Origin of the sequence: Nonomuraea soli (genome assembly GCF_013761175.1) — a bacterium.
Classification (GTDB): Bacteria; Actinomycetota; Actinomycetes; order Streptosporangiales; family Streptosporangiaceae; genus Nonomuraea; species Nonomuraea soli.
The window spans coordinates 964,813-988,527 of sequence record NZ_JACDUR010000002.1; the positions used below are offsets into that span (position 1 = coordinate 964,813).

Genomic DNA, 23,715 nt, shown 5'->3' on the forward strand with positions numbered 1-23,715 from the left:
GGGTTCTGATACGAATACCCCGGTGATGGACACCGTCATTGTGCTGTTCAACCGTGACCTGCGCGTTCACGACCACCCCGCGCTCGCCGCCGCCTGCGAGCGCGCCGGCCGGGTCGTGCCGCTGTTCGTGCTCGACCCCTCCGTCGCGGCGGGCCGGCGCTCGGCCTTTCTCGGCGAGTGCCTGCGCGACCTGCGCGAGAGCCTGCGCGACCGGGGCGGAGAGCTCTTCGTCCGGCAGGGCGAGACCGTCGCCGAGACGATGCGCCTGGCCCGCGAGACCGGGGCCACCACCGTCCACGTCAGCGCCGACGTCAGCGCCCTGGCCCGCTCACGCCAGCGGCGCCTGGCCGGCGAGCGCATCGAGCTGCGGCGCTTCCCCGGGGTCACGGTCGTCCCTCCCGACCTGCTCCAGCCGTCGGGCGGCGGCGACCACTACAAGGTCTTCACCCCCTACTGGCGAGCCTGGAGCCAGGCGCCGCGCCGGGCCGTGGCCGACCCGCCGAAACGCGTGAGCGTGCCCGAGGACCTGGCGCCGGGCGACATCCCGGACGCCGAGCCGTACGGGATCATGCGAGGCGGCGAGCAGGCCGCCCGCGCCCGCCTCGACACCTGGATCAAGGAGGGCCTCGACGACTACGAGGAGGGCCACGACGACCTGGCGGGCGCACGCACCTCACGCCTGAGCCCTTACCTGCACTTCGGCTGCCTGTCACCGCTGGAGACCGCCGTCCGGTGCGACCAGGAGGCCTTCACCCGGCAGCTGTGCTGGCGCGACTTCCACCACCAGGTCACCTTCGCCTTCCCCGAGCTGCCCCGCCGCGACTACCGCCCGCGCGGTCACACCTGGCGCGCCGACGCCGGCGCCCTGCGCGCGTGGAAGGAAGGGCTCACCGGCGTCCCGATCGTCGACGCGGGCATGCGGCAGCTGCTCGCCGAGGGCTTCATGCACAACAGGGCCCGCATGATCACCGCCGCCTACCTGGTCAAGGAGCTGAAGATCGACTGGCGCGAGGGCGCGGCCCACTTCTTCGAGCACCTCCTCGACGCCGACGTGGCCAACAACTCCGGCAACTGGCAGTGGATCGCCGGCACCGGCAACGACACGCGCCCCAACCGGAGCTTCAACTACCTGCGCCAGGCGCGCCGCTTCGACCCGGAGGGCGCCTACGTGCGCCGATACGTCCCCGAGCTGGCCGGACTCCCCGCGCCGGCCGTCCACGAGCCCACCGGCGTCCGCGGCTACCCGATGCCGCTGTGAGTTACCGGCAACCCAGGAAGGGCAGCGCACAGAACATGGTCATCACACACTCCCATCGCCGCTGGGCGGTGCTGCCGGTGTTCGTCGTCGCGGTGGCGCTGGTCGCCGTGGTGGGCTCACTCGCCTCGATCAACGCCGGCCAGGAGTACCTGGCGCTGGAACGGCCCGCCTGGGCGCCGCCCCAGTGGCTGTTCGGCCCCGCCTGGACGGTCCTGTACGTCCTGATCGCGATCGCCGGCTGGCTCGCCTGGTCGGCGCGCGGATGGACGCCCGCCATGACCGTCTACGCCGTGCAACTGGTCCTGAACGCCGCCTGGACCCCGCTGTTCTTCGGCGCGGGCAGGTACGGCCTGGCCTTCGCCGAGATCGTGCTGCTCTGGATCACGATCGGGGTCACCCTCGCCCTGTTCTGGCGCATCCGGCGAGCCGCGGCCCTGCTGCTGGTGCCGTACCTGCTGTGGGTCACCTACGCCGGCGCGCTCAACCTGGCGATCTGGCAGCTCAACTAGCGCAGCCGCACCCCGATCAGGCAGGTGTCGTCGTCGGTGTCGGAACGGTTGTGGGCCAGCAGGTAGTCGAGCCGCTCGCCCAGCGTGCCGTGGTGCCGGCTGGCCGAGCGCAGCAGCTGCTCCTGCGTGAAGGCCAGCGTACGGTCGGTGCGCTCGATGAGACCGTCGGTGTACATCAGCAGCGTGTCCTCGCGCCGCAGCTCCGCCACCCCCTCTTCGTACTCCGCCTCGCTGACCGCGCCGAGCAGGATGCCGCCGATGAGCGGCAGCTCCGTCGCCACGTCCTCGCGCACCAGGATCGGCGGCAGGTGACCGGCACGCGCCCACCGCAGGACCCTGGTGTGCGGGTCGTACAGGGCGCACACGGCCGTCGCCGTCAGATTCTCGATCATCTGGTGCGCCACCAGGTTCAGCCACGCCATCAGCTGGCCGGGCCCCGCCCCGGTGACGGCCAGGCCGCGCAGCGCGTTGCGCAGCACCACCATGCCGGTCGCCGCCTCGATGCCGTGACCGGCCACGTCGCCCACCGAGAACAGGATCTTCTTCGACGGCAGCACCACCGTGTCGTACCAGTCGCCGCCGACCATCGCCTCGGCTTCCGCGGGCCGGTACCTGACGCCGATCTGCAGGTCGAAGGCGTCGAGCGTGGGACGGCTCGGCGGCATGATCGCGTGCTGCAGCTGCAGGGTGAGCTTGTTGCGCTCGGCCGCCTGCTGCTCGCTCTGGGCCAGCTGGTCGCGCGTGACCGCCAGCGCCACCTCGGTCCAGTGCTGGGCGGAGATGTCCTGGTAGGCGCCGCGCACCGTCAGCAGCAGGTCGTGGTCGTCGAAGACCGGCTCGGCCACCACCCTGATGTGGCGGGCGATCCCGTCGGCACGCTGCAGCCGGAACGCGCAGGAGGCGGGCCGCCGGTGGTCGAGCAGCGTCTGCAGGAACCGCCCCACGGCGTCGGCGTCGTCGGGGTGCGCGTGCTCGGCCAGCCGCTCGATCGGCACCGGCGAGGCGGGAGGCGTCAGCCCGTACAGGTCGAACAGCTGGCTGTTCCAGACCACGTCGCCGGTCAGCGCGTCCTGCTCGAACGCCCCCACCCGGCCCAGCCTCTGGGCGTGCTGCAGCAGGCTGGCCAGGCGCGTCGTCTCGTCGAGCACCCGCCACACCAGCAGCACCCGGTCCCGCTGGCGGACCAGGCTCAGCCGGACCAGCGTCGTCAGCGGCACCTCGTCGACCAGCGTCGTCAGCGGCAGCCGCTCGGCGCGGAACGGCTCGCCCGTCGAATACACGTGGGCGACCTTCTCGAACAGGCCGCCCACGCCGGCCGCCATCGGATACGTCTCCAGCAGCAGCGTGCCGGCGACCTCGCCGCGCGGCCGCCCCGCCGGGTCGGCGAACTCCGGGTTGGCGTGCACGATGCGGAAGTCGACAGGCAGGCCGTCGGGGCCCAGGTGCGGCTCCAGCAGCAGCGCGGGGTCGTGCAGCCCGTCGGCCATGTCGACGAGCTCGGCATGGGCGTCGGAGCCCGCGCACGTGCCCTCCGGCGGCTCCATGGTGCGGGCGCACAACTCGGCCAGCGCCTCCAGCTGCCGCCTGACGGCTGCGGGCTGCGGCTCCAGCGGCTGCGGCCAGCCGACCTCCAGCACGCCCACCAGGCGGCCCACCATGCCCGCGGGCACCGCCACCCGGCCGCCGCCCAGCTCACGGCCGATCGACGGCAGGTTCGCCTCGGCCAGGCTCGGGATCGACAGGGTGGCCCGCTCGGTCAGAGCGCGGCGGGCCGGGGTGGCGACACCGGGCGGGACGTAGTGCCAGCGCCTGGCCTCCTCGGCGCTGAAGCCGGCATAGGCGGCCAGGCGCAGCGAGGCGTCGGGGCCCACCGCCCACACGGCCACCGCGGTGGCGCCGAGCGGGGTGAGCGCGTGCTCCAGGAGCGAGGTGGCCACCGCTTGGGTGTCGGCGGCGTGCGTCATCCGATGCTCGGCGGTGCGCAGCCGTACGGCGGAGCTGACGACCCCGGGCGCCGCGATGCGCGGAAGGGGGATCGTGTCGCTGTTGGCCGACACCTCCAGGAGGCCCTGCAGCGGGGAGTCACCGTTGACCGCGCCCCGCCCGGCGGCAGGCCCGCCCAAGCGCCTGCCAGAATGCCTGCCAGAGTGCCCGTCCGCATGGCCGCCCGAGCGCCCGTCCGGGTGCCCGTCCGCATGGCCGTCGGGGTGCCCGCCCGTCTGGCCGCCCGGTTGCCCGCCCGTTTGCCCGTCGGTGTGCCCGTCGGTGTGCCCGTCGGTGTGCCCGCTGTGCCGTACGGCTTGCGCCAGGAGGTCGCCCGCCGCCTCGGCGAGCCGGTCGTGCGCCGCCTGGTTGATCAGGTCGGCGGCCAGCTCCAGCTCCGAGACGCCCGCCCGCGACGCCAGCGCGGCCAGCTGCCCCGCCGCCTCCGTGGGCCCGCAGCCCAGCCGTTCGACGAGGATGCCCCGCGCCAGCGCGATCAGCGCCCGCCCGTCGGCCGCCTCCTCCGCCTCGTGGACCTGCCTGCGCAACCGCTCGATGATGCCGGCCAGACGGCCCAGCCCGTCGCTCGTGCTCACGCGTTGACCCACAGCTGGATCCGCTGGATGAGATGGTCGGAGTCCACCGGTTTCGTCACGTAGTCGCTCGCCCCCGACGCCAGCGCCTTCTCCTGGTCGCCCGGCATCGCCTTGGCCGTCACCGCGATGATCGGCAGGTCGGTGTACTGCGGCATCGCCCTGATCGTGGCCGTGGCCGTGTAGCCGTCCATCTCCGGCATCATCACGTCCATCAGGACGATGTCGACCTCGGGGTGGGCCAGCAGCGCGTCGATGCCCTTGCGGCCGTCCTCGGCGTGCAGCACCTGCATGCCGTGCACCTCCAGGATGCTGGTCAGCGCGAACAGGTTGCGCGCGTCGTCGTCGACGACCAGCACCGTGCGCCCGGCCAGGCCCTCACCGGCCGTCCACTCGGCGGGCTCGGTCACGTGTTCGGGACGCACGAGCGGCATCACGTCCTGCGGCTGCTCGGCGGTCAGGTGGAGCGTGATGCGCTCGCGCAGCTCGTCGAGGCTGACCAGCAGCTCCAGCGGCTGGCCGGCGCTGACCCCGCGCAGGCTCTCCTCGTGCTGCGGGTCCATGCGCCAGTTGTTGTAGGCCAGGACGGGCACCGTGTTCAGCGCCGGATCGCCGCTGATGGCCTCCAGGAACCCGTAGGCGGCACGTCCCGGCATGTCGAGGTCGAGCACGATGCAGTGGCAGGCCTTGGCCGCCAGCGTGGCCGCGGCCTCCTGCGGGCCCGCGGCGGTGACGACCTCGATGGTGTCGCCCAGCTCGCGCCGCAGCAGATCGCCCACGACGCTCTCGGCCACCAGCGACAGCAGGCCGCGCGGCCGCTCCTCCACCACCAGCAGCCGGCGCGGCGAGGTGTGGCGCGGCGAGGCCGGCTCCTCCTGCTCGTCGGCGGGCTGCTCCTGGTGGGGCGCGTCCTCGAAGTCGGGCCGGGCGATCGGCAGGTAGAGGGTGAAGGTGCTGCCGCCGTCGAGGGTGCTCTCGGCGGTGATGGCGCCGCCGAGCAGGTAGGCCAGCTCGCGGCTGATCGACAGGCCCAGCCCGGTGCCGCCGTAGCGGCGGCTGGTGGTGCCGTCGGCCTGCTGGAAGGCGCCGAAGATGGCGTCGAGCTGCTGCTCGGGGATGCCGATGCCGGTGTCGACGACGCGGAAGGCGATCGCCGCGCCGTGCGGGCGCACCCAGGTGGGCAGTTCCTGCTGCTGGGCGGGCTCGATGCGCAGCTCCACGCTGCCGGTCTCGGTGAACTTGACGGCGTTCGACAGCAGGTTGCGCAGCACCTGGCGCAGCCGGGCGTCGTCGGTGACGAGGTCGAGCGGCAGCCCGGGCGCGGAGGTGATGAGGAAGTCGAGGCTCTTCTGCGTGGTCATCGGGCGGAAGGTCGCCTCGACGTAGTCGAGCAGGGCCCGCAGCGGCACCCGCTCGGGGTTGACGTCCATCTTGCCCGCCTCGACCTTGGACAGGTCGAGGATGTCGTTGATGAGCTGCAGCAGGTCGCTGCCGGCCGAGTGGATGATGCTGGCGTACTCCACCTGCTTGGGCGTCAGGTTGCGGGTGTGGTTCTGCGCCAGCAGCTGGGCCAGGATGAGCAGCGAGTTGAGCGGGGTGCGCAGCTCGTGGCTCATGTTGGCCAGGAACTCGCTCTTGTACTTGGAGGCCAGCGCCAGCTGGCGTGCCCGCTCCTCCAGCTCCTGCCTGGCCTGCTCGATCTCGAGGTTCTTGGTCTCGATGTCGCGGTTCTGCGCCGCCAGCAGCTCCGCCTTCTCCTCCAGCTCGTCGTTGGAGCGCTGCAGCTCCTCCTGCTGGCTCTGCAGCTCCTCGGAGCGGGCCTGAAGCTCGGAGGCCAGGCGCTGCGACTCGGCCAGGAGCTCGTCGGTGCGGGCGTTGGCGATGATGGTGTTGACGTTGACGCCGATGGTCTCCATCAGCTGGTCGAGGAAGGTGCGGTGCACCTGGGTGAAGGCGTGGACCGCGGCGAGCTCGATGACGCCGAGCACCTGCTCCTCGGCGACGATCGGCAGCACGATCAGCGAGGCGGGAGCGGCCTGGCCCAGCGCCGACGAGACGGTGACGTAGCCGGGCGGCACCTCGTCGACCGCGATGGTGCGCTTGGCGCGGGCGGCCTGGCCCACCAGCGACTGGCCGAGCTTGAAGCGCCGCGACGGCTCGCCGGGGTGGCCGTAGGCGCCGACCAGGCGCAGCTCGTCGTCCTCGGCCAGGAAGAAGGCGCCGTACTGCGCGCGCACCAGCGGGGCCAGCTCGTTCATGACCAGCTCGGCCACCGTCTCCAGGTCGCGGTGTCCCTGCATGAGGCCGGACATGCGCGCCAGGTTGGTCTTGAGCCAGTCCTGCTCCTGGTTGGCCCGGGTGGTCTCGCGCAGCGACCCCACCATCGAGTTGATGTTGTCCTTGAGTTCGGCGACCTCGCCGGAGGCGTCGACCGTGATGGAGCGGGTCAGGTCGCCGGAGGTCACCGCGCTGGTCACCTCGGCGATGGCCCGCACCTGGCGGGTGAGGTTGCCGGCCAGCTCGTTGACGTTCTCCGTCAGCCGCTTCCAGGTGCCGGAGACGCCCTCGACCTCGGCCTGGCCTCCCAGCCGTCCCTCGCTGCCGACCTCGCGGGCCACGCGGGTGACCTCGGCGGCGAAGGAGGAGAGCTGGTCGACCATCGTGTTGATGGTCTCCTTCAGCTCCAGGATCTCGCCGCGGGCGACGACGTCGATCTTGCGGGTCAGGTCGCCGCGCGCCACGGCGGTGGTGACCTGGGCGATGGAGCGCACCTGGTTGGTCAGGTTGTCGGCCATCGAGTTGACGTTGTCGGTGAGGTCCTTCCAGGTCCCCGCCACGTTCTTGACCCGGGCCTGGCCGCCGAGCTGGCCTTCCGTGCCGACCTCGCGGGCGACGCGGGTGACCTCGTCGGCGAAGGCGGACAGGGTGTCGACCATCGTGTTGATGGTCTGGGCGAGCGCCGCGACCTCGCCCTTGGCCTCGACGGTGATCTTCTGCGACAGGTCGCCCTTGGCGACCGCGGTGGCCACCTGGGCGATGCTGCGCACCTGGCCGGTCAGGTTGGAGGCCATGAAGTTGACGTTGTCGGTGAGGTCCTTCCAGGTGCCCGACACGCCGCGCACGGTCGCCTGGCCGCCGAGCTGGCCTTCCGTGCCGACCTCGCGGGCGACGCGGGTGACCTCGTCGGCGAAGGCGGACAGCTGGTCGACCATCGTGTTGATGGTCTCCTTCAGCTCCAGGATCTCGCCGCGCGCGTCGACGCGGATCTTCTGCGACAGGTCGCCCTTGGCGACCGCGGTGGTGACCTCGGCGATGGATCGCACCTGGGCGGTGAGGTTGTCGGCCATGACGTTGACCGACTCGGTGAGGTCCTTCCAGGTGCCGGAGACGCCCTTGACGTCGGCCTGGCCGCCCAGGCGGCCGTCGGTGCCGACCTCGCGGGCCACCCGGGTGACCTCGTCGGCGAACGACGACAGCTGGTCGACCATGGTGTTCAGGGTGTTCTTGAGCTCCAGGATCTCGCCGCGCGCGCTGACGGTGATCTTCTGTGAGAGATCGCCCCGCGCCACCGCCGTGGCCACCTGGGAGATGTTGCGCACCTGGTCGGTGAGGTTGCCGGCCATGTAGTTCACCGAGTCGGTCAGGTCGCGCCAGGTGCCGGCCACGCCCTTGACGTCGGCCTGGCCGCCCAGCTGGCCCTCGGTGCCGACCTCGCGGGCCACGCGGGTGACCTCGGCGGCGAAGGAGGAGAGCTGGTCGACCATCGTGTTGACGGTGTTCTTCAGCTCCAGGATCTCGCCGCGCGCGTCGACCGTGATCTTCTGGGACAGGTCACCCTTGGCGACCGCGGTGGTGACCTCGGCGATGGAGCGCACCTGGCCGGTCAGGTTGCCCGCCATGGCGTTCACCGACTCGGTCAGGTCCTTCCAGGTGCCCGACACGCCCGGCACCTGTGCCTGGCCGCCGAGGCGTCCTTCGGTGCCCACCTCGCGGGCCACGCGGGTTACTTCCGAGGTGAACAGGGCAAGTTGGTCAACCATGCCGTTGAAGACAGTCGCGATCTCGCCGAGCAGGCCATCGGTGTCACCGGGTAGCCTCGTGCCGAAGTCGCCGTCACGCACCGCCGTGAGCCCCGCGAGCAACTGGCGAAGGTCCTGCTCGCCGACGCTTCGGTCGACCACGCGTGTGCTTGTCACCTTGGCACCCATGTTCTTCAGTATCGTTGCCATACGGCAAATACGTAGCCGGAAGACGCTATCTCGTGCGATCGATGATCGGCAAACCGAGATTAGTTGCTATGGTGCAACAACCTGTTCGCGGACTAGGGAAGGCACGTGGCAACCACAACCGGATTGAGCGCCGTCTACCAGGCTCTTCGTGCAGCTCCACCGTACGCGCTGCCCGAGGCGATCCGTGACGCGCTCCAGACGCAGGAGGTCGAGCTCCTGCTGGCGGACTACGCCCAGGTCGCGATGCGACCGGTGCTCACCCTGGCGGAGCCGGGTGTGCTGGGAGTCCGCATCGACAACGGCGAGGCCGGCCGCGCCTTCGCCTCCCAGCAGTCGCGCTGGGAGAAGGATGAGGGCAGGCTCCACCTGCCGGTCACCGCCGACGGTGACAGGCTCGGCGTGCTCTGCCTGGGCCTGGAGGAAGAACCCGACGCCTCCCATCTGGCCGACCTCGAAGAGGCCGCCCTGGCCCTCGGGCACGCCCTGCGCGGCGCCGACCGGGTCACCGACCGCTACCAGCGCGCCCGCCGCCTGTCGCGGCTCACCCTCGCCGCCGAGATGCAGTGGGGCCTGCTGCCCGGCACCGGGCACCGGGGCGACGGCTACCGCCTGGCCGGCCAGCTCGAGCCCGCCTACGCCGTCTACGGCGACAACTTCGACTGGGCCTGCGACGCCGACACGGTCGTTATCTCCGTGACCAACGGGATGGGCGAGGGCATGCGCGCCGCCCTTCTGTCGACGCTGGCCGTCACCGCGCTGCGCAACGCCCGTCGCTCGGGAGCCGACCTGGAAGAGCAGGCCGGTCTCGCCGACGAGGCCGTCTACGCCCAGTACGGCGGGCGCGAACACGTCTCCACCCTGCTGCTGCGCTTCGACGTCAAGAGCGGCGAACTGGCCGCCGTCGACGCCGGCTCGCCCAAGATGCTGCGCCTGCGCGGCACCGAGGTCGAGCCGATCGAGCTCGACCAGCAGCTGCCCCTGGGCATGTTCGGCAACACGCGCTACCAGGAACAGCATGTAACGCTCCAACGCGGCGACCGGATCATGGTCGTCAGCGACGGCGTCGCCGCCTCGCGCTCGTCTGCGGGCTCCGACTTCGGGGAGTCCATGCTGGAGTCGGTCGTCAGATCGACCCGGCTGCAACCGGCGGACGAAGCCGTCCGTACGATGATTCGTGGCATGCTGGCCTTCAGAGAAGGAATGGACGTCTTCGACGACGCGGTAGTGGTCTGCCTGGACTGGACCGCCTGACCTGGACGAGGCGCATGAACGACCACGGAGAGCTCGGCCACATCGATCCCGCCACCGGCGCGGCGGTCGAAGGCATGGCCGCAGCGCTCGTGGCCGTCTGGGCCTATTCCCGGCATTCCGCCGCCACCCAGGTCTCCTCCATCCAGCTGCAGGCCCTGCTGACCATCGAGCGGCACCAGCGCATCAACCTGGCTCGCCTGGGTGAGGCGCTGGGCGCCCTCCCGTCGTCGACCAGCCGGCTGTGCGACCGGCTGGAGGCCACCGGCTGGGTGCGCCGCTCGGTCTCGCCCGACGACCGGCGCGAGCTGACGCTGGGCCTGACCCCGACCGGCGCCGCCCTCCTCGACCAGCTGCGCGACGAACGCCACGCCGACCTGGCCCAGGTCATCGACGAGATGCCGCCCGAGGCGCGCAAAGCCCTCATGCGGGGCCTGCGCGCCTTCACCGCCGCGGCCGACCGGGTCGGCGACCAGCGCATGGGACACGCCGACGACACCTGGACCACCATCGCGGGCCGATTCCTCGCCTGATCTTCTCAGTCCTGGTTCACCCCGCATTCACCGGCGCCTTCTACCTTGGGCGCTCATGAGCTGGAGGTACCGGGCCAACGCCACCCTCGAAGGGCTGACGGGCTACACGCTGACGCGATCGGGCAAGGCCAGGGCGCTTCCCCCGCCACCGCCGCCACCGACGCCGCCCGCCAAGCTGGGCGGCGAACTGCTGCGCCCGCCGGTCGACCCCGACCACGACCGCCTGGTGCGCTCGCCGGTCTTCCTGCTGTCGTCGGTGCGCTCGGGCTCGACCCTGCTGCGCGTGATGCTCAACAGCCACTCGCGGATCCACTCACCTATCGAGACGCACTTCAGGCGCATGTCGCTCGCCCTGACCACCGAGCCCGTACGGCAGGCGATGGGCCTGCTCGGCCACGTCCACAACGACCTCGAGCACCTGATGTGGGACAGGCTGCTCCACCGTGAGCTCTCGCGCAGCGGCAAGAGCCTGCTGGTGGAGAAGACGCCCAGCAACGTGTTCGCCTGGCGGCGCATCTCGACCTGCTGGCCCGAGGCGCGCTACGTGTTCCTGCTGCGCCACCCCATGTCGATCGTGCAGTCCTGGCACGAGGCCGACCCGGAACGGCGGCCCATGGACGAGGCGGTGCCCCGCACCCTCACCTACATGACCTACCTGGAGGAGGCACGCCGCAACCTCGACGGCCTCACCGTGCGCTACGAGGACCTGGTCGCCTCACCCGCCACGGAGCTGGAGCGCCTGTGCCGCTTCCTGGGCGTCGAGTTCGAGCCCGGCATGCTCCGCTACGGCGACCAGGACCACGGCGCCTTCGTCAAGGGCATCGGCGACTGGCGCGACAAGATCCGCGCCGGGACGGTCGTCGAGGGGCGGCCGCTCCCGGACGCCGCGGATGTTCCCGGAGAGCTCGCGGAGATCTGCGCGCTCTGGGACTACCGCTGACGCCGCCACCATGCACGCCTGGCGATCTTGCCATGCCCGGAAGGTACCTCGAATGATCGTCGGGCCCTCGCGCCGCACCGTCCTGTCCGGCGCCCTCGCCGCCCTGGCCGTACCACGCGTACGGGAAGAAGGGCCCGGACGGCCGAACATCATCGTCGTCCTCGCCGACGACCTCGGCTGGGGCGAGGTCGGCTTCCAGGGGCAGCAGACCATCCGCACACCCACGCTCGACCGCCTGGCCGCCGAAGGGGTGCGGTTCGAGGCCGGCTACTCGGGCGCTCCGCTCTGCGCGCCCTCGCGCTGCGCCCTGCTCACCGGCCTGCACGCCGGGCACGGCACCGTGCGCGAGAACCCCGAGGGCGGGCAGCAGCTCTCCCTGACCGACGTCGACCTCACCTTCGCCGAGCTGGCGCAGCTGTCCGGCTATCGGACGGCGTGCATCGGCAAATGGGGATTCGGGCCCGAGCGGCCGGGCCAGCCCTCGCACCCCAACGAACGCGGCTTCGAGGAGTTCTTCGGCTACATCGACCACCGGCACGCCCACCAATACTACCCGGCCTACCTGTGGCGCGACGGCGAGAAGATATGGCTCGGACGCAAGAGCTACGCCCCCGACCTGCTGCGAGACGAGGCCATCGGCTTCCTGCGCAGGCCGTCGAAACGTCCCTTCCTGCTGTACTTCTCCACGATTCTGCCGCACTCGCCGAGCGTGGTGCCGGGAGACGCCGGGCCGTACCAGGACCTGCCCTTCAGCCGCGCCAACCGGCGGCACGCCGCCCAGGTCGCCCGGCTCGACGCCGACGTCGCCGCCCTCGTGCGAGCCCTGCGCGACAGCGGCAGGGCCGGCAACACCATCCTGCTGTTCACCAGCGACAACGGCCCGCACAGCGAGAAAGGCGTGACCCCCGAGCTTATCGACGCCAACGGGCCCTTCCGCGGCGACAAACGCGACCTGTACGAAGGCGGCATCCGCGTGCCGATGATCGCCTGGTCGCCGCGCCTGCGCCCGCGCGTGGTCGCGGAGCCCGCCGCCTTCTGGGACGTGCTGCCCACCGTGGCCGACCTGATCGGCGCACCCGTGCCCGCGGGCACCGACGGGCGCAGCCTCAGAGGCCTGCTCACCGGCGGCGACCACGAGGGACACGACGCCCTGGTGTGGAACCGGCCGCGCAAGGTCCAGGCCATCCGGCAGGGACGATGGAAGGCCCTCCGCTTCGCGCCAGGCATTGCGGGCGCGCCGCCGGAAGGACGCGTCGAGCTCTACGACCTCGCCGACGACCCGGGGGAGCAGAACGACCTGTCGGCCACCTGGCCGGCCTTCACCGGCTCGCTGCTGTCTCTGCTCGACCGCTCCATCGGACCCGACCCGCGCCTGCCGTACGGCCTGCGGACCCTGGTCGACGGCGGGCGGCTCACGGTCACCTTGCACAACGGGTCGAGCGTGCCCTGGCAGGACGTACGGCTCAGCTACGAACCGGCCAAGGGGCTGAGAGTCGGCGACCCCGCACGCGTCACCCTGGCTCCCGGCTCCTCCACCGGCGCCGTCTTCCTCATGCCGGGCGGCTCGGGACGCGTCTGGGCGCACTTCCGCACCGGGACGCGCAAGCACGCCTTCCGCCGTGGCGTTTTTGTCGGAGACCTTCGCTAGATTTCGATCATCCACTCGACGAGATCATGGAGGTCGGCAGGCGTGGAGTCGGTCGAACAGCTGAGCGCGGCACGGGTCCTGGTGCCCGTCCAGCCACGGAAGCTGGCGAAGGTGCCGTTCGTGGAACTGGCCGAAGGGCGTTTACAGGGGGTGGTGTCGAGCGGGTCCGACCTGGCGCGGGTCTACGTGTCGTGGATCGCGGCGGGCTCACACGACTTCAATTGCAGCACCAACAACAACCGGCCCTGCGGCGGGCTCTACGGACGCCTGTGCAAGCACCTCGACCTGCTGGTCGAGGAGGCCGTGGTGCAATACGGCCTGGAGCGGGTCGCCCACTACCTCCGCGTGGAGGCCTCCGAGGTCGGCGAGCTGCTCGGGCGGCTCAACGGATCCCACGCGCCGGGCTCGTCGGCCATGGTGTTCAGCCGCTTCCTGCGGCACCTGGCCTACCTGGAGCTGCCTGCCACCGCCGAGCCGGTGGCCGAGCTCCACTGGTTCCCCGGGGCGGTGCGCTGATGCTCGCCGTCCACCTGTCCGCCCTCACCTCCCCCACCGGCGCCGACGAGGCGCTCGCGCTGGTCGACGGGTTCGACGCGGCCCTCGAACACGGGCTCGGGCGGTTGTCGCCTGAGCACGCGGCGGCGCTGGGCGCGCTGGCCGGCGCCGTGGCGGCCACCCCGCTGGGCGCGGTCGCCGCCGAGGCGGCCGACAAGCTCGCGGCCGGGGCCGCGTCCGACTCGCGGCTGCTCGCGCTGGCGGGGGCCCGCGCCGCGGTGCTGGGCGCCGTGCACGACGCGCTGCTCGACGGCTTCGACACGGCGCTGGGCCGCACCCGCGCCCCCTGGACCCCGACCGGCGAGACGCCGCCTTCCGCGCCGTCGCCGTCCGGGTCGTCCCCTTCTGTGCCGTTGCCTTCTGCGTCGTCCCCTTCCGCGCCGTCGCCTGTGAACCTGCTTGCCGGGTGCCGTTCGTGGCTCGGCGAGCTGGCGATCACCGGCTGGCGCGGCGTCGGCCACGACCTGGTCGCCGCGGCCGACCCCACCATCGAGGCCCTGCTGGCCGTCCCGTCCCTGCGCCGCCTCGCCGTCCTGGTCGACGGCCTGGCCGCCGAACTGCGCGCCTCCTCGCCCGTGGCCACCATGGAGCACCTCCCGGTCAGGCGCTGGGCCGACCTGTGGAGCCGCGCGATGCTCCTCACCGAACCCCAGCCTGCCCAGGCGGGCGAGCCGGTCTCCGGCAGGCTCCTGCTCCTCGGCGTCGACGTCCACGAACACGGCACCGCCGTCCAGATCCAGGCCCACGGCCTGCTCGAAACCTCCGGCGAGACCCGCCTGGTGCGCACGAGCCTGGCCGCCGCCAAGGTCGACACCATCGTCGGCGCCGCCGTGTGGCGCCTGTTCTCCGCCTACCCCGTGCTCCTGTCGGCCCTGGCCAAGCGCCTGACGCTCGACATCACCGGCATGACGCTGCTGCCCAGCGGCGACCTGCTCTGGAACGACGACCAGGCCAGAGGCGGAGAGCTCGCCAACCCCTTCACCGTCGCCCGCGTCCAGCTCGCCACAGGCGTGGCGCCCGCCGTCCCGCCGCTGGAGCGCCACCCCGTGCGACTGGCCGAACCCGTGCTGATCGAGGGCTACAGCTCCGACGGCACGACGGTCGAGCTCGACGGCCACACCCTCGTCGTGGAGCGCCTGTCCGGATGCGGGCCGCTCACCCCCGACCTGGTGGCCGCCTCCACGGCATGCCTGGGCCTGCTGCGATGGGACGGCGGCCGGTGGCGCCTGCAGCCCCTGGCGGTGCAGGCGACCGTCAAGCGCAAGCCCGTCGAGGCGCACTCCGGCGACTGGGCCGAGGGCATCACCGATCCCAAGCTGGCCAAGGCGGAGGCGAGGCACGGTGACGCGGTCGCCGTACTGAAGGAACGAGCGGGGCGGTTGCTGCGCAAATGACCGACATCGCATCGGGCGGTACGGCCGCCCAGGAGCTTTCCGTATCCGATCAGAACCGCCGCCAGGTCCTGTACTGGCGGCTGCTGGCCCAGGTGTTCGACTCCGAGGAGCAGCCCACGCTCGAGACGGCGAGCGCCGCCGTCGTCGACGACCTCGGCCTGCCCCGCGCCCTGCTCGACCGTACGGTCACCGTCGACACCGTCGTGCAGCGTTTCCCCGAGGTGGGGGAGCAGCTGGAGCGGCTCGGCGAGCTCGACAGCGTGCGCACGGCGGCGCTGGTGTCCAAGCTGCTGCTGAACGTCTTCGCCACCGGCAACGGGCCCGTCACGGCGGCGCAGCTGGCCGGATGGCAGAGCGACGCCCGCTGCCTCGGCCGCGTCCTGGGCGGCGGCCGGGGTTCCGGCGGCGCCGACGGCCAGGGCGACGGCTCGAACGGCTCCGACGGGCAGGATGGTGGTCCCGTCTCGCCCGGACGCGGAGGCGGCGGCCGTGGCACGAGCAGCCGTGGCGGGCGCGCCCTCGGCGCCGACGAGCTCGAGGCCCAGCTCGCCGCCATCGAGGCCGACATGGTCAAGCGCATGAAGCTGCGCGAGGTCCTCGCCGATCCCCACCTGGCCGCCCAGCTCACGCCGAGCATGTCGCTCGTCGAGCAGCTCCTGCGCGACAAGCACAACCTGTCCGGCGTCGCTCTGGCCAACGCCAAGGCCCTGATCAGGCGCTTCGTCGAAGAGGTCGCCCAGGTCCTGCGCACGCAGGTCCAGCAGACCAGCACCGGCAAGATCGACCGATCGGTGCCGCCCAAGCGGGTCTTCCGCAACCTCGACCTCGAGCGCACGATCTGGAAGAACCTCACCAACTGGTCACCCGAGGACGAACGCCTCTACGTCGACCGCCTCTTCTACCGTCACACCGCCAAACGCACGACCCCCGCCCGGATGATCGTCGTGGTCGACCAGTCGGGTTCGATGGTCGACGCGATGGTCAACTGCACCATCCTGGCCTCGATCTTCACCGGCCTGCCCAAGGTCGACGTGCACCTGGTCGCCTACGACACGCGTGCCCTCGACCTGACGCCCTGGGTGCACGACCCCTTCGAGGTGCTGCTGCGCACCACGCTCGGCGGCGGCACCGACGGCACGGTCGCCATGGCGCTGGCCAGGCCGAAGATCGCCGATCCGCGCAACACCGTGATGGTGTGGATCTCCGACTTCTACGACAACCGGCAGCTGATGACCGATTTCGAGGCGATCCACCGGTCCGGGGTGAAGCTCATCCCCGTCGGATCGGTCAGCAGTTCCGGCGCGGCCAGTGTCGACCCGTGGTTCCGGCAGAAGCTGAAGGACCTCGGCACCCCCGTCATTTCCGGAAAAATCACGAAGCTCGTCGTCGAGCTCAAGAACTTCCTGAACACCTAGGAGACATCGAGTGCTTCGCGCCCCCGCAGAGACCAAGTACGCCGACGAGCTCGACTACCTCGAGTCGATCGACACCGGTCCCAAGCCCTTCACCTGGCGCCTCAGCCCCCGCATGGTGCGCATCTTCGTCCTCGGCTCCGAGCGCTCCGACGGCCTCGACCGCGAGATCGCGCAGAAGTGGTTCGGCGACCGCAGCTTCGTCGAGCGCAGCATCGTCACCCTCGCCTCCGACCGCGGCCTGCTGCTCATCGGCGACCCCGGCACCGGCAAGAGCTGGCTGGCCGAACTCCTGGCCGCCGCCATCTGCCGCAACTCCACCCTGGTCGTCCAGGGCACGGCGGGCACGACCGAGGACCACATCAAGTACAGCTGGAACGTCTCCATGGTCATCGCCAAGGGCCAGTCGCGCCAGTCGATGATCCCCTCGCCCATCATGACCGCCATGGAGCAGGGCATGATCGGCCGTTTCGAGGAGCTCACCCGCTCCACCAGCGACGTGCAGGACGCCCTCATCTCGATCCTGTCGGAGAAGTACGTCTCCATCCCGGAGCTCGACGACGACAACATCGTCTTCGCCCAGCCCGGCTTCTCCATCATCGCCACCGCCAACAGCCGCGACCGCGGCGTCAACGACCTGTCGTCGGCCCTCAAGCGGCGCTTCAACTTCGTGCGCATCCCGGTGGTCACCAACAAGAAGAGCGAGGCGGAGATCGTCCGCTTCCGCACCGCCGAGCTGCTGCGCCGCCACCAGATCGAGCTGGAGCTGCCGCCGACGCTGCTCGACATCCTGCTGCAGAGCTTCGCCGACCTGCGCGCCGCCTCCGACGCGGCCGCCGGCGACGACGACCGCCTCGAGTCGGCGCTGTCGACGGCCGAGCAGATCGGCGTCCTGGAGGACGCCATCCTGCACAGCCACTTCTTCGGCGACCGCACCCTGCGGGCCCAGACGCTGGCCGGATCCCTCGTCGGCTCCCTCGCCCGGCGCAGCCCCGAGGACCTGGCGATCCTCAACAAGTACTGGCACGGCGTGGTCGAGCCCAGGGGGCGCGAGGGCGGGGACTGGGGCGACTTCCTCGACGGCGGACGTCAGGCGATCTCCACCCTGTCATGACCGTACCCCTGCCCGCCCCCCACCGCCCGCGACAAGAAGGGGATCACCCGGTGCCACCCCACCCGGCCGAGCACGCCGGTGAAGCCACGCCCGGCGGGACCTTCACGCCCCTGCGCGACCAGCTGGCCGGCGCCGCCGCCGCGTTCGCCTCCGGCGGTCTGCTGCCCAAGCTCGTCGACGACGTCGAACGTGCCATGGCCGTGGAGCTGGAGATCTTCCCCGTCTGCCACCATTCGCCCGCCTCGGCGCTGGCGATGGCCAGGCGCCTGCGCGCCAAGCAGCCGAAGGTCATCTACCTCGAACTGTGCGAAGACCTGCGCCCGGTGCTGGAGGAGCTGCGCAACTGCAAGCTCCCGGTGGCGCTGCAGGCCTTCGCCACCCAGCTCGACGGCTTCCCGCCCGGCTCGGGGCCGCTGAGCGTCATCGCGCCCATCACCGAGGCGTCGGCCGAATACCAGGCGATCTCCTACGCGCTCGACACGCCCGGCGTGGAGCTCGTCCTGGTCGACCGGTCGAGCGACCACGTCTTCCAGTGGGAGCAGGCCAGGGCGGACGCCCGGTCCGGCCAGACGGACGTCGGCATCGAGATCGGCGACCTGCGCCCGCGCTTCGCCGAACTGGAGGAGCACCTGCTGCACCACGGCAAGGTGCGCCACTGGTCGGAATGGTGGGACCAGTACGTCGAGCAGCCCCTGTCCGGCGCCGACTACGACACCTACCGCCAGGTGATGGTGCTCATCGGCAGCCTCTTCCGCCGCCTGCGCGGCCCCGGCGGGCCGCCGACGGACGACGAGGACCGCGAGCGGTACATGTGGACCCGCATGCGCGAGCACCTGCGCGACACCGGCACCGACCCGGCCGACTGCCTGTACGTGTGCGGCGCCTTCCACGCGGCCAGCCCCGTGATGGACGAGCCGTACGAGATCACCGGCCGTACGGCCACGCGGTGGTTGTACGGCCTCATCCCGTCGAGCCATTCGGCGATCGAGCGGCAGTTCGGGCTCGCCGGCGGTTCGGTGTCGATCGCGGCGGCGACGTGGGCGAAGGCGCTCAGGCGAGGCGGCGTCAAGCCGTACCGCCTGTCCACCAAGCCTCCCGCCGCCACCCCGGCGGCCCCCGCGAAGATCAAGGCGGCGAAGGCCGCGGCCACCGGAGGCCCGGCGAACGCTGACATGCTCACCGGGTTCCTCGCCAGCCCGCCCGCGCTCGACGAGCTCGACGAGGCCGAGCTGCTCGGCTGGTGCGTCGACCTCGTACGGCTCGCGCGGCGCAACGGCTACCTGGCCAGCACCGCCGACGCCATCGCCGTCTACGAGACCTCCATCCTCCTGGCAGGCATGCGCAACCGTGTCCGGCCCACGCCGTACGACTTCCAGGACGCCGCCGTCACCTGCATCGAGAAGGACGTCGTGCCGGGACGGCGCGACGTGCGCCGGTTGTGCGAGATCCTCCTGGGCGGCGACCGTTTCGGCCAGGTCGGCTACCACTCGCTGCCGCCCCTGGCCCAGGACGTGTTCGACCGGCTGGAGCCTCTCGGCCTCGACCTGAGCAAGCGCACCATCCACCGCGCCCTGCTCGACCTGAACGCCGACCCGCAGCTGGTGCCCGTCTCGCACTTGCTGTGGCTGCTGCGCCGCCTGCTGCCGGCCGACGCGGCCAGGCCCATCATGGGGTCGCGCAGGCTCGGCGAGCGCTCCCACCAGGAGAGCTGGGACCTGGCACTCGGACGCCACCAGCGCGAGATCATCGAGCTCGGCTACGAGGCCGTCACCGTGGAGCAGGTGCTGGAGCAGCGGCTGCGCAAGTCCGTCTCGGCTCCTGACGCCACCGCGGCGCGGGCGCTGGAGGCGGTGGAGGACGCGATCCTCTTCCTCGGCGGCGGACGGCTGGCGCAGGAGCTCGGCGCGCGGGCTGTGGAGCTGCTGGCGGCCGAGCGTACGGTCGACGAGGCGCCCGACGTGCTGCGGCGCATCCGCAGGTTGCTGGCCTTCTACCGCTCGAACGAGCCGGCGTTGCCCGAGTGGTGCGAGCGCTTCGTGACCGCCGGGTACGCCCACTACTGCACGCTGCTGCCCACCGCCTTCGTGGCCGACGACACCGGGCTGCGGCAGGTGGCGGCGATGCTCGGGTTCCTGTTCACCATGGAGAACCTGGCGCTGTCGCTGGGCTGCGACCGGGCGCAGCTGGAGCTGGCCGTCAAGCAGTCGCATCCGGAGAGCCCCGCGAAGGTGGCGCTGCTGTGGGCGGCGCAGACGCAGCTGGGCATCCTCGACCGGCAGGAGCTGCGGCGGCGGTGCGACGAGCTGCTCGCCCACCCGCTGGTGGTGCCGACGTTCCCGCAGTATCTGAGCGGGTTCGTTCAGGCGCTGGATCCGGTGCCGTCGCTGGGGCCGTTCGTGGTGGAGGTGATCTCCAAGGCCTTCGCCCGGTTGCCGGACGACGTGCTGCTGCCGTGGCTGCCGAAGCTGATCACGACGTTGCGTGATCAGGCGGGGGAGCTGTTGCCGGTGCTGATCAGGGAGGCGGGGCGCGTCTTCCCGGGACGGCTGGCGACCCTCGACCAATGGACACCACCGTGGCACGGCCAGGGCACCGGGCCTGGCGCCGGGGCTGGGTCTGGGGCTGGGCTTGGCGCTGGGCCCGGGGCCCTCGTCGGCGCCTCGGGGCAAGGCGGGGCCGGTTCGGCCGGCGCGCATGGGGTGGGCGGTCCAGCCGGCGCGATGGCAGGCGTGGGCGGCGCCATGGCAGCCGCGGACGGGGCGATGGCAGGCGTGGGCATGGCGGTGCCGGTGCCAGGTCCGGTCAACGGCCTGCTGGCCGCACACCCCGCGACCGCCGACGCGGTCGCGGCCCTGCTCGGCGCGGAGGCGCCCGCCTCCGGCTGGGAGCAGGGCCTGCGCGGGCCCGGAGGCGGCGGCGATGGGACCGGGCTCACGATCGGCGCGGTGAATGCGGAGAGCGCCGGGGGTGCAGGTGCCGGCGGTTCGCCCGGCTCCGGTGCGGCGGCGGCGCTGGTGGCCGAGCATCCGCGCACCGCCGAAGCCGTCGCGGACCTCGTCGGGGCGTGAGCACGATGGCAGACTGATCCGCATGGTGTCCTACTCCAGCGCCACCGCGCACGCACCCCTCCTCGGCGAGACGATCGGCGACAACCTCGAGCGGACGACGGCCCGCTTCCCCGATCGTGAGGCCCTGGTGGACGTGCCCACCGGCAGGCGCTGGAGTTACACCCGGCTCAACGCCGACGTCGACGCTCTGGCCAGGTCGTTGCTGGCCGTGGGTATCGCCAAGGGTGACAGGGTGGGCATCTGGGCGCCGAACTGCGCCGAGTGGGTGATCGTCCAGTACGCCACCGCCAAGATCGGCGCGATCCTGGTCAACGTCAACCCGGCCTACCGCAGCCACGAGCTCGACTACGTCGTCAAGCAGTCGGGGCTGCGCCTGCTCATCAGCGCCCTGGAACACAAGTCCAGTGATTACCGGGCGATGGTGGAGGAGATCGGCTTTGCCGAGGTCGTCTACCTGAACCACCCGAGCTGGGACGACCTGCGCGCCCGCCAGGCCGACCAGGCGGATCTGCGCGAGCGCATGGCCTCGCTCAGCACCGACGACCCGATCAACATCCAGTACACCTCGGGCACGACCGGCTTCCCCAAAGGCGCCACCCTGTCCCACCACAACATCCTCAACAACGGCTACTTCGTCGGCGAGGGCCTCGGCTACACCGAACACGACCGGGTCTGCCTGCCGGTGCCCTTCTACCACTGCTTCGGCATGGTCATGGGCAACCTGGGCGCCACCTCGCACGGCGCCTGTATCGTCATCCCCGCGCCCGGCTTCGACCCTGAAGCCACCCTGCGGGCCGTCCAGCAGGAGCGGTGCACCTCCCTGTACGGCGTGCCGACCATGTTCATCGCCGAACTGGCCCTGGCCGCGCAATACGACTTGTCGTCGCTGCGCACCGGCATCATGGCCGGCTCGCCCTGCCCGGTGGAGGTGATGAAGCGGGTGGTCACCGAGATGAACATGGCGCAGGTGGCGATCTGCTACGGCATGACCGAGACCTCACCGGTGTCGACGATGACCCGGCGCGACGACACTCTGGAGCGGCGCACCGAGACGGTCGGCCGGGTGATGCCGCACGTCGAGGTCAAGATCGTGCACCCGGAGACCGGGCTGACCGTGCCGCGCGGCGAGCCGGGCGAGTTGTGCACGCGCGGCTACTCGGTGATGCTCGGCTACTGGAACGAGCCGGACAAGAGCGCGGAGGCGATCGACGCGGCCCGCTGGATGCACACCGGTGACCTGGCCACGATGGACGCCGACGGCTACGTCAACGTGGTGGGCCGCATCAAGGACATGGTGATCCGGGGCGGGGAGAACGTCTATCCGCGTGAGATCGAGGAGTTCCTCTACCGCCATCCGGACGTGGCCGACGTGCAGGTGATCGGGGTGCCGGACGCCAGGTACGGCGAGGAGCTGATGGCGTGGGTGGTCCTGCGTGAGGGTGCCGAGCCGTTGACGGCGGAGGCGGTCCGGGCGTTCTGTTCCGGCAAGCTCGCCCACTACAAGATCCCGCGTTACGTGCATGTGGTTGACGGTTTCCCGATGACGGTGACCGGCAAGATCCGCAAGGTCGAGATGCGCGAGCAGGCCATCGGCCTCCTCGACCTGGGCGACGCCGCGGGCACCACGACCGCCTGACCCCGAAGCTCACCCGACCGCGCAGGCACACACCCGCCCGCCCCCTTCGCTCACCCGACCGCACAGGCACCACACCCGCCCGCCCCCTTCGCTCACCCGACCGCGCGAGCGAAGGCCGCGTACGCCTCCGGCGAGAACAGCACGAACCGCACCTCCGCGACCCGCGTGGACGCCGACCGTACGGCCCGCACGGCGATGCGGGCCGCGTCGTCCACGGGCCAGCCGAAGATCCCCGTGGAGATCGCGGGAAACGCCACGCGGGCGGCGCCCAGCGAGTCGGCGACCCGCAGCGCCTCCGTATGACACGAGGCCAGCAGCGCCGACCGGTCCTCGCCCGCCGAGTGCACGGGCCCGACCGTGTGGATCACCCATCGGGCGGCCAGCGCGCCGGCCGTGGTGGCGACCGCCTGCCCGGTCGGGAGCCCGCTCCCGTAGCGGGAGGCGCGCAGCGCACGGCACTCCTCCAGGATGGCGGGCCCGCCCTTGCGGTGGATGGCGCCGTCGACCCCGCCGCCGCCCATGAGGGAGGAGTTGGCCGCGTTGACGATCGCGTCCGAGTCCTGTTCGGTGATGTCGCCCAGGACGAGCGTGAGGTCCATGAAACCAGTGTCCCAGGGTTACGCTGGGAGCATGGTCAAGGCGTTCGCCTCATCCGCAGATCTCGAGGCCAAGCAGCAGACCCTGGAGATCCTGGCGGACGGCGTCTACGCGCTCACCGCCGAGGGCGACCCGAACGTGGGCGCCATCGAGGGCGACGACTTCCTGGTCTGCTTCGAGGCGCTGGCGACCCCGGCCGCGGCCCGCGACTGGCTGGCGGTGCTGCGGCGGCACACGGGCAAACCGGTGCGCTACCTGGTGCTGTCGCACTACCACGCGGTGCGGGTGCTGGGCGCGAGCGCGTTCGGCGCCGACGTGATCGTCGCCCACGACCAGACCCGCGCGCTGATCGCCGAGCGCGGGCAGCAGGACTGGGAGTCGGAGTACGGCAGGATGCCGCGCCTGTTCAAGGAACCGGAGTCCATCCCCGGCCTGACGTGGCCCACACTGACCTTCAGCGACAGCCTGACGATCGACCTGGGTGAGCGCGGTCCCCTCGTGCTGCGCCACTGCGGGCGCGGCCACACCGAGGGCGACCTGGTCGCGTGGCTGCCGCGCGAGAAGATCCTCTTCGCCGGTGACCTGGTCGAGTCGCAGGCGGCGCTCTACACCGGCGACGCCTTCCACCGCGACTGGGCGGGAGCGACGCTGGACCGGGTGGCGGAGCTGGGAGCCGAGACGCTGGTCGGCGGCCGTGGCGCGGTCGCCCGCGGCGCCGGGGCGGTCGAGGCGGCCATCGCCCAGACCCGCGACTTCCTGCACGTCATGATCACCGAGGTGGGGGCGGTGCAGCGCGCAGGTGGCACGCTCAAGCAGGCCTTCGAGCGTGTGCACACCCTGCTGGAGCCCCGCTACGGCCGGTGGCCGATCTTCGAGCACTGCCTGCCGTTCGACGTGTCCCGCCTGTGGGACGAGCTGCAGGGCGTCGAGCGGCCGCGCATCTGGACGGCGCAACGTGATCGCGAAGTGTGGGAACAACTCCAGTCTTGACAGGCTCC

16 protein-coding genes are annotated in these 23,715 nt (G+C 71.5%); 13 read left to right on the top strand and 3 right to left on the bottom strand.

Going from position 1 to position 23,715, the window contains the following annotated elements:
* Window positions 1-25 precede the first annotated feature (25 nt).
* On the top strand, window positions 26-1,258 hold the full coding sequence (locus HNR30_RS11565; protein ID WP_181609753.1) for a cryptochrome/photolyase family protein: 1,233 nt from the start codon (window positions 26-28) through the stop codon (window positions 1,256-1,258).
* 35 nt (window positions 1,259-1,293) lie between these two features.
* Entirely contained in the window at window positions 1,294-1,767 is a 474-nt protein-coding gene (locus tag HNR30_RS11570) for a TspO/MBR family protein (RefSeq protein WP_181609754.1), read from the top strand.
* On the opposite strand, the gene HNR30_RS11575 is transcribed toward HNR30_RS11570, so the two are convergent.
* Window positions 1,764-4,346, bottom strand: a complete 2,583-nt coding sequence (locus HNR30_RS11575; RefSeq protein ID WP_312894353.1) for a SpoIIE family protein phosphatase — start codon at window positions 4,344-4,346, stop codon at window positions 1,764-1,766. The two genes, HNR30_RS11570 and HNR30_RS11575, sit on opposite strands and share 4 nt — an antisense overlap.
* On the bottom strand, window positions 4,343-8,572 hold the full coding sequence (locus tag HNR30_RS11585) for a HAMP domain-containing protein (RefSeq protein WP_376771738.1): 4,230 nt from the start codon (window positions 8,570-8,572) through the stop codon (window positions 4,343-4,345). The genes HNR30_RS11575 and HNR30_RS11585 overlap by 4 nt, the downstream gene beginning before the upstream one ends.
* A 105-nt stretch (window positions 8,573-8,677) precedes the next feature.
* Between HNR30_RS11585 and HNR30_RS50070 the strand changes: the two genes are divergently transcribed.
* From HNR30_RS50070 to HNR30_RS11635, 10 genes are read left to right on the top strand one after another with little or no spacing between them, the layout of a single operon-like run.
* On the top strand, window positions 8,678-9,823 hold the full coding sequence (locus tag HNR30_RS50070) for a PP2C family protein-serine/threonine phosphatase (protein WP_220133412.1): 1,146 nt from the start codon (window positions 8,678-8,680) through the stop codon (window positions 9,821-9,823).
* Between the two features lie 14 nt (window positions 9,824-9,837).
* Window positions 9,838-10,353 (top strand): MarR family winged helix-turn-helix transcriptional regulator, encoded by a 516-nt coding sequence (locus HNR30_RS11595; protein WP_181609756.1) that lies wholly within the window; start codon window positions 9,838-9,840, stop codon window positions 10,351-10,353.
* A 55-nt stretch (window positions 10,354-10,408) separates the two neighbouring features.
* Entirely contained in the window at window positions 10,409-11,293 is an 885-nt protein-coding gene (locus HNR30_RS11600) for a sulfotransferase family protein (protein ID WP_181609757.1), read from the top strand.
* 52 nt (window positions 11,294-11,345) lie between these two features.
* Complete coding sequence (locus tag HNR30_RS11605) at window positions 11,346-12,941, top strand: arylsulfatase (protein WP_181609758.1); 1,596 nt, start codon at window positions 11,346-11,348, stop codon at window positions 12,939-12,941.
* 42 nt (window positions 12,942-12,983) lie between these two features.
* Complete coding sequence (locus HNR30_RS11610; RefSeq protein ID WP_181609759.1) at window positions 12,984-13,457, top strand: hypothetical protein; 474 nt, start codon at window positions 12,984-12,986, stop codon at window positions 13,455-13,457.
* On the top strand, window positions 13,457-14,890 hold the full coding sequence (locus HNR30_RS11615; RefSeq protein ID WP_181609760.1) for a hypothetical protein: 1,434 nt from the start codon (window positions 13,457-13,459) through the stop codon (window positions 14,888-14,890). The genes HNR30_RS11610 and HNR30_RS11615 overlap by 1 nt, the downstream gene beginning before the upstream one ends.
* A complete protein-coding gene (locus tag HNR30_RS11620; protein WP_181609761.1) occupies window positions 14,887-16,305 on the top strand; it encodes a VWA domain-containing protein in 1,419 nt (472 codons plus the stop codon). Before HNR30_RS11615 ends, HNR30_RS11620 begins: the two co-directional genes overlap by 4 nt.
* Window positions 16,306-16,315: 10 nt before the next feature.
* Window positions 16,316-17,416, top strand: a complete 1,101-nt coding sequence (locus HNR30_RS11625; RefSeq protein ID WP_181609762.1) for an ATP-binding protein — start codon at window positions 16,316-16,318, stop codon at window positions 17,414-17,416.
* A gap of 50 nt (window positions 17,417-17,466) precedes the next feature.
* Window positions 17,467-20,484 (top strand): DUF5682 family protein, encoded by a 3,018-nt coding sequence (locus HNR30_RS11630; RefSeq protein WP_312894356.1) that lies wholly within the window; start codon window positions 17,467-17,469, stop codon window positions 20,482-20,484.
* A gap of 22 nt (window positions 20,485-20,506) precedes the next feature.
* Entirely contained in the window at window positions 20,507-22,120 is a 1,614-nt protein-coding gene (locus tag HNR30_RS11635) for an AMP-binding protein (protein ID WP_181609763.1), read from the top strand.
* A gap of 92 nt (window positions 22,121-22,212) precedes the next feature.
* Here the strand turns inward: HNR30_RS11635 and HNR30_RS11640 are convergent, their stop codons facing one another.
* Entirely contained in the window at window positions 22,213-22,719 is a 507-nt protein-coding gene (locus HNR30_RS11640; protein WP_181609764.1) for an O-acetyl-ADP-ribose deacetylase, read from the bottom strand.
* A 31-nt stretch (window positions 22,720-22,750) separates the two neighbouring features.
* On the opposite strand from HNR30_RS11640, the gene HNR30_RS11645 reads away from it, so the two are divergent.
* Complete coding sequence (locus HNR30_RS11645; protein ID WP_181609765.1) at window positions 22,751-23,707, top strand: MBL fold metallo-hydrolase; 957 nt, start codon at window positions 22,751-22,753, stop codon at window positions 23,705-23,707.
* Window positions 23,708-23,715: the final 8 nt, after the last annotated feature.

Bases quoted from the DNA above. Each gene is read 5' to 3' on its own strand.
- HNR30_RS11595 (WP_181609756.1), top strand. From the start codon at position 9,838: ATGAACGACCACGGAGAGCTCGGCCACATCGATCCCGCCACCGGCGCG.
- HNR30_RS11565 (WP_181609753.1), top strand. From the start codon at position 26: ATGGACACCGTCATTGTGCTGTTCAACCGTGACCTGCGCGTTCACGAC.
- HNR30_RS11620 (WP_181609761.1), top strand. From the start codon at position 14,887: ATGACCGACATCGCATCGGGCGGTACGGCCGCCCAGGAGCTTTCCGTA.
- HNR30_RS11640 (WP_181609764.1), bottom strand. From the start codon at position 22,719: ATGGACCTCACGCTCGTCCTGGGCGACATCACCGAACAGGACTCGGAC.
- HNR30_RS11645 (WP_181609765.1), top strand. From the start codon at position 22,751: ATGGTCAAGGCGTTCGCCTCATCCGCAGATCTCGAGGCCAAGCAGCAG.
- HNR30_RS11605 (WP_181609758.1), top strand. From the start codon at position 11,346: ATGATCGTCGGGCCCTCGCGCCGCACCGTCCTGTCCGGCGCCCTCGCC.
- HNR30_RS11615 (WP_181609760.1), top strand. From the start codon at position 13,457: ATGCTCGCCGTCCACCTGTCCGCCCTCACCTCCCCCACCGGCGCCGAC.
- HNR30_RS11570 (WP_181609754.1), top strand. From the start codon at position 1,294: ATGGTCATCACACACTCCCATCGCCGCTGGGCGGTGCTGCCGGTGTTC.
- HNR30_RS11635 (WP_181609763.1), top strand. From the start codon at position 20,507: ATGGTGTCCTACTCCAGCGCCACCGCGCACGCACCCCTCCTCGGCGAG.
- HNR30_RS11585 (WP_376771738.1), bottom strand. From the start codon at position 8,572: ATGGCAACGATACTGAAGAACATGGGTGCCAAGGTGACAAGCACACGC.
- HNR30_RS11600 (WP_181609757.1), top strand. From the start codon at position 10,409: ATGAGCTGGAGGTACCGGGCCAACGCCACCCTCGAAGGGCTGACGGGC.